Below are 15,256 nucleotides of genomic sequence, written 5' to 3'. Positions count from 1 at the left end.
GATCTGTCAGGCGCCAGAGTTCTGCTTGAACTGCATCAACGCCGGCAACAACTGCTTATCAATCGCCTGACGCACCGCCGGCAAAATCGTCGCGCTACTGGTGTACATCTGCTCAACCATGCCCTTGAGCGCCTTGGCCCGTGCTTCGCTCAAGCCGCGCACGGCGCACTCGCAGGCCTGTTCGGCGCTGGCGCCGCTGGACACTTCGAAACCCAACGAGCGCAGTTGGTCCAACAGGTCATTCTGGTCAATCAAATCCGCGTGCATCATGACGTTTATCCTGTGAGGGGAGCGGGGTCTGAGCTGGATTCTGGTAGCCGCCCAGGCACGCGGCAAGGACAGAATGCGCGAATGCCTCGGATGGCTATGAGCGTGTCGTTTTCGGGCCATGTGCCGAACGCACTTACCGGCACACTGAACCCAGGCCCACAGCTTGAAGGTTTGGTCACCCTCGGGATGTACAGCTCACACAAGGCACCTCTGCCCCGATCCAGTCACGGCTGGATCGGGGCTTTTTTTGCCGGTAAACCGATGGCCCGGCCGAGCAGGGCAGGCCTTGGCAGGTCGGCTTGTTCAGCGCTGATGGCGTTGAGTCTTTCCAGCGTAGCCTCACTGAACGGCGTGGCATGCGGCCCGGCAAGGTCGACGTGCAACAGCATCTGCTCATTGCCCGCGAGGGACTTCCCATCACCCGCCAGGTGCAGGCTGTGATAGAGGTGCAGGCGCTTGGCGTCGTGGGCGATCAGTTGGGTATGTACCTCAACCTCGGCGCCGAGTTTCACTTCGTGCAGGTAGTTCAGGTGCAGCTCCAGGGTGAACAGCGAGTGGCCGCTGGCTTCGCGGTTGTCGCTGTCCAGGCCCAGGGTGTCCATCAGCGCGTCGGTGGCGTAGCTGAAAATCAGCAAATAGAACGCGTCGCGCAGATGGCCGTTGTAGTCGACCCAGGCGGGCTGGATTTTTGTGGTGTAGGTGGTCAATGCAGGCATGAGTCCGTACTCGGTCGAAGGTGGGAGGAGCAAGCCCCCTCCCACAGGGTTATTCAGCGAAGCTCATGCCGTGCTTGGCTTTGGTGGTTTTCACCGCCTCCAGTACCGCCAGCAGGCAATCATCACGATAGCGCTCCAGCGCCGAAATGCTGTGCGTGCCCAACTGGTCACGGGTGCCATCGACCACCTCGTCGATCAATTTGTCGGTCAGTTCCGGCGCCGGCAAATAGGTCCACGGCAACTGCAACGCCGGGCCGAACTGCGCCATGAAGTGGCGCATACCCGCATCACCGCCCGCCAGGGTGTAGGTGAGGAAGGTGCCCATGAACGACCAGCGCAACCCGGCGCCAAAGCGAATGGCATCGTCGATTTCGCCGGTGGTGGCCACGCCGTCATTGACCAGGTGCAGCGCCTCGCGCCATAGCGCTTCGAGCAGGCGATCGGCGATAAACCCCGGGACTTCCTTGCGCACATGCAGCGGGCGCATGCCGAGGGATTCATACACCGTGATCGCCGCCTGGATCGCCTCCGGTGCGGTATTTTTACCGCCCACCACCTCCACCAATGGCAGCAGGTAAACCGGGTTGAACGGGTGCCCGACCACACAGCGTTCCGGGTGGGTCGAACCCTCATAGAACTCGCTCGGCAACAGGCCCGAGGTGCTCGAACCGATCAACGCATTCGGTTTGGCCGCTGCGCTGATCTTGCCGTGCAGTTCCAGCTTCAGCTCCAGGCGTTCGGGGGCGCTTTCCTGGATGAAGTCGGCGTCTTTACGCACGCCTCAACCGTCGCCACAAAGCGCAGGCGGTCCTGGGACGCGCCGGGCGCCAGGCCCTGTTTCTCCAAGGCGCCCCAGGCATTGGCGACGCGTTTGCGCAGCGCCGCTTCGGCGCCGGGGGCCGGGTCCCAGGCCACTACATCCAGGCCATGGGCCAACGCGCGGGCTACCCAGCCGCTGCCGATGACACCGCTGCCGAGGGCGGCGAAGGTTTTGATTTCTGTAATAAAGCGCATGGCACATTCCTAAAGAGTTCGGTGATCCCCTGTGGGAGGGGGCAAGCCCCCACATTTTTAGCCGCGTTTGGTCAGGCCCATCCTGATTCGGCCTTCGGCCGGGCTCAGCACCCGCGCGCCCAACCGGCTGAGGATTTCCCCCGCGCGTTCCACCAGTTGACCATTGGTGGCAAGCACGCCCTTGTCCAGCCACAGGTTGTCTTCCAGGCCGACCCGCACGTTGCCGCCCAGCAGCACCGCCTGCGCCGCCATCGGCATTTGCATGCGGCCGATGCCGAAGCCGGCCCACACCGCGTCGGCGGGCAGGTTGTCGACCATGGCTTTCATGGTGGTGGTATCGGCCGGCGCGCCCCATGGGATGCCCAGGCACAGTTGGAACAGCGGGTTGTCCAGCAGGCCTTCCTTGATCATCTGCTTGGCGAACCACAGGTGGCCGGTGTCGAAGATTTCCAGCTCGGCCTTTACGCCCAGTGCTTGGATGCGTTTGGCCCCGGCACGCAGTTGCGCCGGGGTGGACACGTAAATGGTGTCGCCATCGCCGAAGTTCAGGGTGCCGCAGTCCAGCGTGCAGATTTCCGGCAGCAGTTCTTCGACATGCGCCAGGCGCGTCAACGGGCCGACCAGATCGGTGTTGGGGCCGAACTCCATCGGGTTCTCGCCGCCACCGATCTCCAGGTCGCCACCCATGCCGGCGGTCAGGTTGACGATGATGTCGATGTCGGCCTCGCGGATGCGCTCCATCACTTCGCGGTACAGCGCCACATCGCGGCTGAACCTGCCGGTTGCGGGGTCGCGCACATGGCAATGGACCACGGTGGCGCCGGCCTTGGCCGCTTCAACCGCCGCTGCGGCGATCTGTTTGGGGGTGACCGGCACGTGCGGGCTTCTGGCGGTGGTGTCGCCAGCACCGGTGAGTGCGCAGGTGATGATGACGTCGTGGTTCATGAGTCGGTTCCTTACAGGCGTGGTGGTGCCGTTCGCGGTCGGTAATGACCGCGAAACGGTGATTCGAAAAGATTATTTACCGGTCAATTGCAGGTTGGCCGCAGCCGGTTTGCCGTCAAAGGTGGTCACGCCTTCCAGCCAGCGGGCCTGGTCCTGGGGGTGATCCTTGAGCCATTGCCTGGCGGACTCCAGAGCGTCCTTGTGATCCAGCAGCGGCTGCATCATCCGGCTCTCGTCGGCGGCGGTGAAGGTCAGGTTGGTCAGCAGTTTGTGCACGTTGGGGCATTGTTCGGCGTAGGTGGGCGTCGTCACGGTCCAGACGGTGGCCATGCCTTCGTTCGGGCCCAGGGCGTCTTCGCTGCCGCTGAGGTAGGTCATCGCGACGTTGACGTTCATCGGGTGCGGCGCCCAGCCGAAGAACACCACGGCTTCCTTGCGGCGCACGGCGCGGTCCACGGCAGCGAGCATGCCGGCTTCGCTGGACTCCACCAGCTGGAACTTGCCCAGGCCGAACTGGTTCTTGGCGATCATCGCCTTGATCTGCGTATTGGCGCCCGAACCTGGCTCGATACCATAGATCTTGCCCCCCAGTTCTTTCTCGAACCTGGCGATGTCGGCGAAGGTTTTCAGGCCCTTGTCCGCCAGATAAGTCGGTACCGCCAAGGTGGCGCGGGCGTCTTCCAGGCTGGGTTTGTCGAGAACCTTGACCTGTTTGGCATCGACGAAGGGGCTGATGGTCTGGGTCATCAGCGGGTTCCAGTAGCCCAGGAACAGGTCCAGGCGCTGGTCGCGGATGCCGGCGAAGATGATTTGCTGGGAGGCGCTGGTCTGTTTGGTCTGGTAGCCGAGGCCGTCGAGCAACACTTGGGTCATGGCGCTGGTGGCGATGACGTCGGTCCAGTTCACCACGCCCATGCGCACATTCCGGCAGGATTGCGCGTCGGCGGCGAATACGCTGGTGCTCAAGATGGCGCTGGCGCTGAGTGCGAGCACGCAGCGGCGGATCAGTCGGTTCATGGTGGGGCCCTCGGCAGGTCGTTATTGTGGGGTCCGGCGTCTTTGTGCGCCGTGAGGCCAAGTTACGTACCTTCGCAGCCGACAAAACGCACGGCGGCGACCGGCTCTTGCACTGGAGCGACCTGTCCCCTTGAATCCGCGGGTGAACGGGCGTATCACAGTGCCACGCTGCCCGTATGACGAGAGCGCCACCATGTCCCAGGATTTCTACTTTCTGCTGATGCCGGGGTTCTCGGCCATCGGGTTTATTTCCGCGCTGGAACCGCTGCGGGTGGCCAACCGTTTTCGCGGCGAGCTGTACCGCTGGCATGTGTTGAGCGCCGACGGCGGCGCGGTGCTGGCGAGCAACGGCATGTCGGTCAACGCCGATGCCGCGCTGGAACCGCTGAAAAAAGGCGCGACCTTGCTGGTGGTGGCCGGCTTCGAGCCGTTGCAGTTTGCCACCTCCGCGCTGGAGCACTGGTTGCGGCGCCTCGATCACGACGGCGTGACCCTCGGGGCCATCGACACCGGCGCCTGCGTGCTCGCCGAAGCGGGCCTGCTCGATGGCCATCGCGTGACCCTGCATTGGGAAGCCATCGACGCGTTCAAAGAATCTTATCCACAGCTGACGGTGACCCAGGAACTGTTCGAGATTGACCGTCGCCGCATCACCTGCGCCGGCGGCACCGCGTCCATCGACCTGATGCTCGACCTGATCGCCCAGGCCCACAGCTCGGAGTTGGCCATTCAAGTGTCCGAGCAATTCGTGCTCGGCCGTATCCGCCCGCGCAAAGACCATCAGCGCATGCAGATCGCCACGCGCTACGGCATCAACAACAAAAAACTGGTGCAGGTGATCGGCGAAATGGAACAGCACACCGAACCGCCGCTGAGCACGCTGGCGCTGGCTGAAGCGATCAAGGTTACCCGGCGCCAGTTGGAGCGCTTGTTCCGTCTGCATCTGAACGATACGCCGAGCAACTTCTACTTGGGCCTGCGCCTGGAAAAAGCCCGGCAACTGCTGCGCCAAAGTGACCTGAGTGTGCTGGAAGTGAGTATTGCCTGTGGGTTTGAGTCGCCGTCGTATTTCACGCGCAGTTACCGAGCGCGGTTTGCCAAATGCCCACGGGAGGATCGGCGACGGGAGGTGGTTTGACGGGCGATTATAGTCAATTATACTCAGCGCTATAATTTATAGCGTTTTGAATAATTGAGTATAAAGCCATGTCCAAGCACAGCGGTTTTGTGTTCCGCCGTCCCGCCCTGGCAAGCAGCATTGCCGATGGTCTGGTGGGCGCCGGTATTCAGGATTTCACCTCCGGGCTGTTCCTTGCGGCGCCGCGTCGCACCGGCAAAAGTACATTTTTGCGCGAGGATCTGATCCCTGAGTGTCAGCTGCGAGGTTGGCTTGCCGTGTACGTCGACCTGTGGGCCGACAAAGACAAAGACCCGGCGGAGTTGATCGCCAGTGCTATTGCCGCCGCCCTGGTGCCCTATGAAAAAGGCATTCGCAAACTGGCCAGAACATTGGCATCGAGAAACTGAGCTTTCTGCGTACCTTGTCCTGGGACTTCAGCAAGCCCCAATTGCCCGTCGGCGCGACGTTGACCCAGGCCTTGGAGTTGCTGCACAGCGCTGCCGAAAAACCCGTGGTGCTGGTGATTGACGAAGCGCAGCACGCGTTAAGCAGCGATTCGGGAATCAACGCGATGTTCGCGCTCAAGGCCGCCCGGGATCAGCTCAACCAAGGCCGTGACGAGGACGGCAGTGGCTTGCACCTGGTGTTCACCGGCTCCAACCGCGACAAGCTGGCCCATCTGGTCCTGGGCAAAAGCCAGCCGTTCTTTGGCTCCAGCATCACGCCGTTTCCGCTGCTGGGCAAAGCGTTCACCCAAGCCTACACCGCGCACCTTAATGCCCACCTGGCCACGACCAACCAGTTCAAGGCGGCGGATATCGACGACGCCTTCGAGCTGGTCGGCCGCCGCCCCGAGATGCTGCGCACCATCATCGGCGAGGTCGCCTTGGAGTTGGGCGAGGCGAGCAATCTGGGCGAATTGCTGCACAGCCGCGCCGAATTGCTGCGCGCCGGTGTATGGACCGAATTCGAAAGCGCCTGGAACGCGCTGACCATCCCGCAGCGTGCAGTGCTGCAGGTGATGGTGGAGCGCTTGCACGGCAATCAACCCTTTGCGCCGTTTACCGACAGCACCATTACGGCGGTCAGCAAGGCACTGGAGGATATGGGCAGCGATGTGGTGCCGGGTACCCAGACTATTCAGGCCTGTATCGATGCCTTGCGTGACAAGGAATTGGTATGGAAGTCGAGCCGGGGCGGCTACGCGCTGGAAGACAAGGCGTTCGGGGATTGGCTGCTGTACAAGCGCCCTACACCCCAACTGAAAACAACCTGAATCCAATGTGAACCGGGTCTGACTGTGGTGTGGCTTACTTTTTCATCAGTACCGAACAGGCTGCTTTATAAGCCTCATGCTGATACTTGTTCAGCGTCGCCGGCAGTTCAAAACCGTGCTTCTTGTTCTGCGCATTGATCGTCTGCGGCGACAGCAGCGTCACCTCGACCGACTCCAGCAGCTGAAACACGCCTTCAATCTTGAACGTGGTCGGCCCGCCGGCGAATTCGCCTTTCTTGCTGCGCTTCTTGATCGCGATGCGAGTGATGGCGTTGGCCTGCACAAAGGCCTTCACCTGGGCGGCAAAGGCTTTGACGTTGGCCGCTTCGTCGTCATCTTCCAGCGCGATTTTCTTGGTGGCCAGGGCGACATGGGTCAGCGCCTGGTTGTCCAGCGAGGCGACGGCGATGATGGCTTCGCTGCCTTTGATTTCGATACCGCAGATGCTCATGAATGGCCTTGGTTCAGATTAAAAGTGGCAGGGATTGTCGCTTATTCCTGCCCAATCGACTCCAAAACTCCGACCGCTCATCGCTCATGCGCGCCAGGCAATCATTTTGCGCAATCGCATACGCCTTGGTGCCGGTCACCGCCGGGAAGGTGTCCACGGCGCAATCGGCGTCACGCAGTTTTTCCCACTTCTGCTGGGCGTCCTTCAGACGAGCGGTAATGTCCGCCAGCTTGGTCTTGTCGCTGCCGTAGGTCGAAGCCATGCGTTCGAGCAGGCCCTGATAGTTGTCTTTTAACAACTGTTCAGCGGTGGTTTTGTTGTAGGAGGCGCATTCCAGGGTTTGTTTGTCGTTTTCGATGCCATCGCACGGCGTGCTGTCGGTGTCTTCGGCCGCGTGGACGCCGGTTGCGATGAGTGCCAAAGCCAGGAAAATCGATTTCATTGCGCCGTCTCATATCAGGTAATGGCCGAATTCTGGCTCAAGCGTAAGACAAATAACAGCCGCTAGTCAGACACCTCTTAACACCCTTTGTCGCGGATTGACGCTTTCGGCAATTCCCCTGTCGTTTTTGCACCCGGCTCGGTCGGCCCCTGGGCATATGCTGGCCCCAAAGCGCCGGCAGACGATTCGGCGCATGAATCGCCAATAAGGGGACGCCTGATGAGCCCAGCCGAGTTGCACGCCGACAGCATCGTTATCGACGGGCTGATTATTGCCAAGTGGAATCGCGACCTGTTCGAGGACATGCGCAAAGGCGGCCTCACCGCCGCCAACTGCACCGTGTCGGTGTGGGAAGGCTTCCAGGCCACGATCAATAACATCGTCGCCAGCCAGACCCTGATCCGCGAGAACAGCGACCTGGTGATCCCGGTGAAAACCACCGCCGACATCCGTCGCGCCAAAGAGCAGGGCAAGACCGGCATTATTTTCGGTTTCCAGAATGCCCACGCGTTTGAAGACCAGCTCGGCTACGTCGAGATCTTCAAGCAGCTCGGCGTCGGTGTGGTGCAGATGTGCTACAACACCCAGAACCTGGTGGGCACCGGCTGCTATGAGCGTGACGGCGGCCTGTCGGGCTTCGGGCGTGAGATCGTTGGCGAGATGAACCGCGTCGGCATCATGTGCGACCTGTCCCACGTGGGTTCCAAGACCAGCGAAGAAGTCATCCTCGAATCGAAAAAACCGGTGTGCTACTCCCACTGCCTGCCGTCGGGCCTTAAAGAGCACCCGCGTAACAAGTCCGATGAAGAACTCAAGTTCATTGCCGACCATGGCGGTTTTGTCGGTGTGACCATGTTCGCGCCGTTCCTGGCCAAGGGCATCGATTCGACCATCGACGACTACGCCGAAGCCATTGAATACACCATGAACATCGTCGGCGAAGACGCCATCGGCATCGGCACCGACTTCACCCAGGGCCATGGCCAGGATTTCTTCGAAATGCTCACCCATGACAAGGGCTACGCCCGCCGCCTGACCAGCTTCGGCAAGATCATCAACCCGCTGGGCATCCGCACCGTGGGCGAGTTCCCCAACCTCACCGAGACCCTGCTCAAGCGCGGCCATCCTGAGCGCGTGGTGCGCAAGATCATGGGCGAGAACTGGGTGAACGTCCTAAAGGACGTCTGGGGCGAATAAGCCACCGCTCGCTTGATCCTTCACCCGTCGCCATTCGCGCGGCGGGCATCAAAACGAATTTTCTGGAGTTAAGTTTCCATGGCCAAGATCGCCCCGCAATTGCCAATCGAAGTCGACAGCGAAACCGGTGTCTGGACCTCCGACGCCCTGCCGATGCTGTACGTGCCGCGCCATTTCTTCGTCAACAACCACATGGGCATCGAAGAAGTACTGGGCGCCGACGCCTACGCCGAGATTCTCTACAAGGCCGGCTACAAGTCCGCCTGGCACTGGTGTGAAAAAGAAGCCGAGTGCCACGGCCTGGAAGGCGTCGCGGTGTTCGAGCACTACATGAAGCGCCTGTCGCAACGCGGCTGGGGCCTGTTCAAGATCCAGGACATCGACCTCGACAAAGGCACCGCCAGCGTCACGCTTGAGCACTCGGCATTCGTCTATGTGTACGGCAAGGTCGGGCGCAAGGTCGACTACATGTTCACCGGCTGGTTTGCCGGTGCCATGGACCAGATCCTGGAAGCCCGTGGCAGCAAGATCCGCACCGTCGCCGAACAAGTCTACGGAGGCTCCGAAGAGGGCTTTGATTCTGGTTTGTTCACCGTCAAGCCGTTGTAAGCCGAGGACCGTGCCATGGCTTTCGAAGCAATGTTCCAGCCGATCCAGATCGGCAAACTGACTATCCGCAACCGCGTACTCAGTACTGCCCATGCCGAGGTGTATGCCACCGACGGCGGCATGACCACTGACCGCTACGTGAAGTACTACGAAGAGAAAGCCAAGGGCGGTATCGGCCTGGCGATCTGCGGCGGCTCCTCGGTGGTGGCCATCGACAGCCCCCAGGAATGGTGGAGCTCGGTGAACCTGTCCACCGACCGCATCATCCCGCACTTCCAGAACCTGGCCGACGCCATGCACAAGCATGGCGCCAAGATCATGATCCAGATTACTCACATGGGCCGTCGCTCGCGTTGGGACGGCTTCAACTGGCCGACCCTGATGTCGCCGTCCGGCGTGCGCGAGCCGGTGCACCGCGCTACCTGCAAGACCATCGAGCCGGAAGAGATCTGGCGCGTGATCGGCAACTACGCCCAGGCTGCGCGCCGGGCCAAGGCCGGCGGCCTGGACGGTGTGGAACTGTCCGCGGTGCACCAGCACATGATCGACCAGTTCTGGAGCCCGCGGGTCAACAAGCGTACCGACGAATGGGGCGGCAGCTTTGAAGGCCGCATGAAGTTCGGCCTGGAAGTACTCAAGGCCGTGCGTGCCGAAGTGGGCGATGACTTCTGCGTGGGCATGCGCCTGTGCGGCGACGAGTTCCATCCGGACGGCCTGTCCCACGAGGACATGAAGCAGATCGCCAAGTACTACGACGACACCGGCATGCTCGACTTCATCGGTGTGGTGGGCTCGGGTTGCGACACCCACAACACCCTGGCCAACGTGATCCCGAACATGAGTTACCCGCCGGAGCCGTTCCTGCACCTGGCGGCCGGCATCAAGGAAGTGGTCAAGGTCCCGGTGCTGCACGCGCAGAACATCAAGGACCCGAACCAGGCCACGCGGATCCTGGAAGGCGGCTATGTGGACATGGTCGGCATGACCCGTGCGCACATCGCAGACCCGCACCTGATCGCCAAGATCAAGATGGGTCAGATCGACCAGATCAAGCAGTGTGTCGGCGCCAACTACTGCATTGACCGCCAGTATCAGGGCCTGGACGTGCTGTGCATCCAGAACGCCGCGACCTCCCGTGAATACATGGGCGTGCCGCACATCATCGAAAAATCCACCGGGCCCAAGCGCAAAGTCGTGGTGGTCGGTGCCGGCCCAGCCGGGATGGAAGCGGCGCGCGTCGCCGCCGAGCGTGGCCACGACGTGACCTTGCTGGAGAAAAAAGAATTTATCGGCGGGCAAATCACCACGGCTTCCAAAGCGCCGCAGCGCGACCAGATTGCCGGCATCACGCGCTGGTTCCAGCTGGAACTGGCGCGCTTGAAAGTCGACCTGCGCCTGGGCGTGGCGGCCGATGCAGACACCATCCTGGACCTGCGTCCGGACGTGGTCGTGCTGGCGGTCGGCGGGCACCCGTTTATCGAGCAGAACGAACACTGGGGCGCCGCCGAAGGTTTAGTGGTGAGCAGTTGGGACGTGCTCGACGGCAAAGTCGCGCCGGGCAAGAACGTGCTGGTGTACGACACCATCTGCGAATTCACCGGCATGTCGGTGGCCGACTTCCTGGCCGACAAAGGCTGCCAGGTGGAGATCGTCACCGACGACATCAAGCCGGGCGTTGCCATTGGCGGTACGTCGTTCCCCACCTACTACCGCAGCATGTACCCCAAGGAAGTGATCATGACCGGCGACATGATGCTGGAGAAGGTCTATCGCGAGGGTGACAAGCTGGTGGCGGTGCTGGAGAACGAATACACCGGCGCCAAGGAAGAACGGGTGGTCGACCAGGTGGTAGTGGAGAACGGCGTGCGTCCGGACGAGGCCATTTACTACGGGCTCAAGGAAGGCTCGCGCAACAAGGGCCAGATCGACGTCGAAGCGCTGTTCGCGATCAAGCCGCAGCCGTGCCTGAGCGAGGCGGGCGAGGGGTACTTGCTGTTCCGCATCGGTGACTGTGTGGCGCAGCGTAATACCCACGCCGCCATCTATGACGCCCTGCGCTTGTGCAAGGATTTCTGACCCGACTGGGTTCAAATGTGGGAGGGGCTTGCCCCGATGGCGGAGTGTCAGTTGATACAGCTGTAGCTGACCCACCGCTATCGGGGGCAAGCCCCCTCCCACATTAGTTTTGTGTGGTCTGTGGGAGCTTCACCATGTTGAACACCTTGCTGCCTATTCTCCTGTTTGCCGCCCTGGGCCTCGCCGTCCTCGGCGCCCTGCGCCGCGTGAACATGTGGCGCCGTGGCCGCGCCTCCAAAGTCGACCTGCTGGGCGGCCTGCTGGCCATGCCCAAGCGCTATATGGTCGACCTGCACCACGTGGTCGCCCGCGACAAATACATCGCCAATACCCACGTCGCTACGGCGTTGGGTTTTGTGCTGTCGGCGCTGCTGGCGATCCTGGTACACGGTTTCGGCCTGCAAAGTCGCATTCTTGGCTACGCGCTGCTGTTGGCGTCGACATTGATGTTTGTCGGCGCGATCTTCATGTACCTGCGCCGCCGCAACCCACCCGCGCGCCTGTCCAAAGGCCCCTGGATGCGCCTGCCGAAAAGCCTGCTGGCGTTCTCGGTGAGCTTCTTCCTGGTGACCTTGCCGGTGGCCGGGATTCTGCCGGCGGACTTCGGCGGCTGGTTGCTCGCGGCGCTGCTCGGTGTGGGCGTGCTGTGGGGCGTGTCCGAGATGTTCTTCGGCATGACCTGGGGCGGGCCGATGAAACACGCCTTCGCCGGTGCCCTGCACCTGGCCTGGCACCGCCGTGCCGAGCGCTTCGGCGGCGGCCGTTCCACCGGTTTGAAGCCGCTGGACCTGAGCGATAAAACCGCGCCCCTGGGGGTGGAAAAACCCAAGGATTTCACCTGGAACCAACTGCTCGGCTTTGATGCCTGCGTGCAGTGCGGCAAGTGCGAAGCGGCGTGCCCGGCGTTTGCCGCCGGCCAGCCGCTGAACCCGAAAAAACTCATCCAGGACATGGTGGTCGGCCTGGCCGGTGGCACCGATGCCAAGTTCGCCGGCAGCCCGTACCCTGGCAAACCGATCGGCGAGCACGGCGGCAACCCGCACCAGCCGATCGTCAATGGTTTGGTGGACGCCGAGACCCTGTGGTCGTGCACCACCTGCCGCGCCTGCGTGGAAGAGTGCCCGATGATGATCGAGCACGTGGACGCCATCGTCGACATGCGCCGCCATCTCACCCTGGAAAAAGGCGCCACGCCAAACAAGGGTGCCGAAGTCCTCGAAAACCTGATCGCCACCGACAACCCCGGCGGTTTCGCGCCGGGCGGTCGCCTGAACTGGGCGGCGGATTTGAACCTGCCGTTGCTCAGCGACAAAGGCAGTTGCGACGTGCTGTTCTGGGTCGGTGACGGTGCCTTCGACATGCGCAACCAGCGCACCCTGCGCGCTTTCGTCAAGGTACTGAAGGCGGCCAAGGTCGACTTCGCCGTACTCGGCCTGGAAGAACGCGACAGCGGCGACGTGGCGCGACGCCTGGGCGATGAAGCGACCTTCCAATTGCTGGCTTCGCGCAATATCCAGACCCTGGCCAAATACAGCTTCAAACGCATCGTCACCTGCGACCCGCACAGTTTCCATGTGCTGAAAAACGAATACGGCGCCTTCAACGGCAACTACCTCGTGCAGCATCACAGCACCTTCATGGCCGAGCTGATCGGCGACGGCGCGCTGAACCTGGGCCAGCACAAAGGCAACAGCGTGACTTACCACGACCCGTGCTACCTGGGCCGTTACAACGGTGAGTACGAGGCGCCGCGCCAAGTGCTGCGTGCGTTGGGCATTGAGGTCAAGGAAATGCAGCGCTCGGGCTTCCGTTCGCGTTGCTGCGGCGGTGGCGGCGGCGCGCCGATCACCGACATTCCCGGCAAGCAACGGATCCCGGACATGCGCATGGAAGACATCCGCGAAACCGGCGCCGAACTGGTGGCCGTGGGTTGCCCGCAATGCACCGCGATGCTTGAAGGTGTGGTCGAACCCCGCCCATTGATCAAAGACATTGCCGAACTGGTGGCCGACGCCTTGCTTGAAGAACCCACACCGGCGAAAGCGCCTAAACGTGAACCAGCGGAGGTGCACTGATGAGCGACATTATCCGCCGCGACCCCCGTGCCGAATGGATCGCCCGTAACCGTCTGCACCCGCTGCACGCGGCGATGCAGCCGGCGCAACACAGCTGGATGGGGCCTAACGGCGTTGTCCGCAAAAACGTGCATGGCGTGGGTTTTATCGGCCCCAACGGCATCAAGCGTATCGACCGCAGCGGCGCCCAGCAGGGCGGCGCGGCCAAGCGCAGCGCTGCGGTAGAGGTGCAATTGCCGCTGCATCAGGTGCCGGCGCCTGCGTTCTACATCAACGTAGTGCCGGACATGGTCGGCGGCCGCCTGAGCAGTCACGACCGCGACCTGCTGGGCCTGGCGCGGCAACTGGCCGGTGACGACGGCGCGGTGTTGGCGGTGGTGTTTGGTGAGCACAAGGAAAGCGCGTTCGCCACCGCCGGCGTCGACCGCCTGCTGGTGCTCGAAGGTCACGAATTCGAAGGTTATTCACCGGAGCAACGCGTGCAGGGTCTGCGCGCTGTGGATAACCAGTTCAACCCGCGCCACTGGCTGTTGCCCGACAGCCGTAGCGGCGGGGGCGAGTTGGGTCGGCGTTTTGCCGCCAGCCTCAAGGAACGCCCAGCCACACGGGTGTGGCAGATCAAGGGCGAGGAGTGCATCGGCCGCGCCGGTGCGGGCCAGCAAGACGTGGCGCGGCCATTACCGCGCTTGATCCTGGCTGCCGTGGAATGCGCCGATCCGGTCAGCGAAACCCGCCACGAAGTACTGCCCGTGGAGTTATCCACAACCCTGGCCCGCAGCCTGCCGCGTATCGAAGACCTCGGCGCGGTGGCGGTGGACCCGGCGGCGATCCCAATGGCCGAGGCGGAATTCATTTTTTCCGGCGGCAATGGCGTGAAGGACTGGGCACTGTTCCACCAGACCGCCGCCGCGCTCGGCGCCACCGAAGGCGCCTCGCGGGTCGCGGTGGACGATGGCTTTATGGCGCGTGACCGGCAGGTGGGCGCCAGTGGCACCTGGGTGACGGCGCGGGTGTATGTGGCCGTGGGGATTTCCGGGGCGATCCAGCACCTGCAAGGCATTGGTGCCTGCGACAAGGTGGTGGCGATCAACCTCGACCCCGGTTGCGACATGATCAAGCGTGCCGACCTGTCGGTGATCGGCGAAAGCGCCGCGATACTGCAAGCCTTGATCGATGCGGTCGAGGCCTACCGCAACGGCGCCAAGCGCGATGCGGCTTAAGCAAAGGATATGGCCATGACGACCAATGTAATCAGCCTGGTGTCCATCGGTGCCCACCCCACCTCGGGTCGCCCACGGCGCGCGGAGCAAGATGCGCGTGCCGTGGAATTGGGCCTGCAGATGGCTGGGGATAAGTTGCAGGTGCTGCACGCCGGCAACATCGCCGAACCCACGTTGCGCAGCTACCTGGGCATGGGGCTGCCACACCTGCATGTACTCGAACAACCGGCCGGTGCTGACGCATTGCCGGTGCTCAGCGACTATTTACGCGAGGCTGGTGCGCAGGTGGTGCTCACCGGCAGCCAGGCGGAAACCGGCGAAGGCTCGGGCATGCTGCCGTTCCTGCTGGCCGAGCAATTGGGCTGGCCGTTGATTGTGGGGCTGGCTCAGGTCGAGTCGATCGAAGGTGGCGTAGCCCACGTGCTGCAGGCCTTGCCGCGCGGTCAGCGGCGGCGCTTGAAGGTACGTTTGCCGTTTTTGGCGACGGTGGATAACGCGGCGCCCAAGCCCCGGCAAAGCGCGTACGGCCCGGCGCAACGCGGTGAGCTGGCGGCCCATGAAGTTGAAGTTGAAGAAGACGAGTTATTCACAGGCGCGGTGCTGCAACCGGCCAAGCCTCGGCCCAAGCGCCTCAAGGTGATCAAGGCCAAGAGCGGTGCCGACCGTATGAAAGCCGCCACGGCCAAGGCCAGCGGCGGCGGTGGGCAGGTGCTCAAGGGGCTGAGCCCCGAAGAGGGCGCGCAAGCCATTCTCAAGCTGCTCATAGAAGAGGGCGTCGTCCGCTGATCCACCGTGGGAGGGGCAAGCCCTCTCCCACAGGGTTGTGGA

General features: G+C 62.5%; 12 protein-coding genes and 3 pseudogenes. 8 read left to right on the top strand and 7 right to left on the bottom strand.

Annotation, left to right across the window (positions count from 1 at the left end; all coding sequences use genetic code 11):
* Positions 1 to 6 precede the first annotated feature (6 nt).
* The 5 genes and pseudogenes from AB4O25_RS16350 to AB4O25_RS16330 all read right to left on the bottom strand — a co-directional run bounded on the left by AB4O25_RS16350 (position 7) and on the right by AB4O25_RS16330 (position 3,962).
* Positions 7 to 270: a hypothetical protein gene (locus tag AB4O25_RS16350; RefSeq protein WP_017531050.1), complete on the bottom strand. Its 264-nt coding sequence runs from the start codon at positions 268 to 270 to the stop codon at positions 7 to 9.
* Positions 271 to 494: 224 nt separating this feature from the next.
* Positions 495 to 986: a thioesterase family protein gene (locus AB4O25_RS16345; protein WP_017531051.1), complete on the bottom strand. Its 492-nt coding sequence runs from the start codon at positions 984 to 986 to the stop codon at positions 495 to 497.
* A 49-nt stretch (positions 987 to 1,035) separates the two neighbouring features.
* Positions 1,036 to 2,000, bottom strand: a pseudogene (locus AB4O25_RS16340) (L-carnitine dehydrogenase).
* A gap of 57 nt (positions 2,001 to 2,057) precedes the next feature.
* The gene (locus tag AB4O25_RS16335) at positions 2,058 to 2,945 is read right to left on the bottom strand and encodes a beta-keto acid cleavage family enzyme (protein ID WP_116078207.1); all 888 of its coding nucleotides are present in this window, start codon (positions 2,943 to 2,945) and stop codon (positions 2,058 to 2,060) included.
* 72 nt (positions 2,946 to 3,017) lie between these two features.
* Positions 3,018 to 3,962 carry a choline ABC transporter substrate-binding protein gene (locus tag AB4O25_RS16330; RefSeq protein WP_460149778.1) on the bottom strand — a complete coding sequence of 315 codons (945 nt, stop codon included), beginning with the start codon at positions 3,960 to 3,962 and terminating at the stop codon, positions 3,018 to 3,020.
* A gap of 193 nt (positions 3,963 to 4,155) precedes the next feature.
* On the opposite strand from AB4O25_RS16330, the gene AB4O25_RS16325 reads away from it, so the two are divergent.
* Entirely contained in the window at positions 4,156 to 5,100 is a 945-nt protein-coding gene (locus tag AB4O25_RS16325) for a GlxA family transcriptional regulator (RefSeq protein ID WP_068936247.1), read from the top strand.
* Between the two features lie 68 nt (positions 5,101 to 5,168).
* Positions 5,169 to 6,358 (top strand): annotated as a pseudogene (locus tag AB4O25_RS16320) (AAA family ATPase).
* A gap of 34 nt (positions 6,359 to 6,392) precedes the next feature.
* Here the strand turns inward: AB4O25_RS16320 and AB4O25_RS16315 are convergent.
* Both AB4O25_RS16315 and AB4O25_RS16310 read right to left on the bottom strand, forming a co-directional pair.
* Positions 6,393 to 6,809, bottom strand: coding sequence for a DUF3010 family protein (locus AB4O25_RS16315; RefSeq protein WP_116078210.1), 417 nt, complete (start codon positions 6,807 to 6,809; stop codon positions 6,393 to 6,395).
* Positions 6,810 to 6,850: 41 nt separating this feature from the next.
* A pseudogene (locus tag AB4O25_RS16310) lies at positions 6,851 to 7,251 on the bottom strand (lysozyme inhibitor LprI family protein).
* Between the two features lie 219 nt (positions 7,252 to 7,470).
* Between AB4O25_RS16310 and AB4O25_RS16305 the strand changes: the two are divergent.
* The 6 genes from AB4O25_RS16305 (at position 7,471) to etfB (ending at position 15,214) form a co-directional block, all read left to right on the top strand.
* Positions 7,471 to 8,448 carry a dipeptidase gene (locus tag AB4O25_RS16305; RefSeq protein WP_017531059.1) on the top strand — a complete coding sequence of 326 codons (978 nt, stop codon included), beginning with the start codon at positions 7,471 to 7,473 and terminating at the stop codon, positions 8,446 to 8,448.
* A gap of 78 nt (positions 8,449 to 8,526) precedes the next feature.
* Positions 8,527 to 9,057, top strand: a complete 531-nt coding sequence (locus AB4O25_RS16300; RefSeq protein ID WP_017531060.1) for a DUF5943 domain-containing protein — start codon at positions 8,527 to 8,529, stop codon at positions 9,055 to 9,057.
* 15 nt (positions 9,058 to 9,072) lie between these two features.
* Complete coding sequence (gene dgcA, locus AB4O25_RS16295; protein WP_017531061.1) at positions 9,073 to 11,133, top strand: dimethylglycine demethylation protein DgcA; 2,061 nt, start codon at positions 9,073 to 9,075, stop codon at positions 11,131 to 11,133.
* A 134-nt stretch (positions 11,134 to 11,267) separates the two neighbouring features.
* The gene (gene dgcB, locus AB4O25_RS16290) at positions 11,268 to 13,208 is read left to right on the top strand and encodes a dimethylglycine demethylation protein DgcB (protein ID WP_017530739.1); all 1,941 of its coding nucleotides are present in this window, start codon (positions 11,268 to 11,270) and stop codon (positions 13,206 to 13,208) included.
* Positions 13,208 to 14,428 carry an electron transfer flavoprotein subunit alpha gene (gene etfA / locus AB4O25_RS16285; protein ID WP_017530740.1) on the top strand — a complete coding sequence of 407 codons (1,221 nt, stop codon included), beginning with the start codon at positions 13,208 to 13,210 and terminating at the stop codon, positions 14,426 to 14,428. Before dgcB ends, etfA begins: the two co-directional genes overlap by 1 nt.
* 15 nt (positions 14,429 to 14,443) lie before the next feature.
* A complete protein-coding gene (gene etfB, locus AB4O25_RS16280; RefSeq protein ID WP_017530741.1) occupies positions 14,444 to 15,214 on the top strand; it encodes an electron transfer flavoprotein subunit beta in 771 nt (256 codons plus the stop codon).
* The last annotated feature ends 42 nt before the right edge of the window (positions 15,215 to 15,256 follow it).

Source organism: Pseudomonas sp. S3_A03 (genome assembly GCF_054668275.1).
Note: the sequence above shows the minus strand (reverse complement) of the source record. Positions and strands in the feature narration are given on the sequence as shown.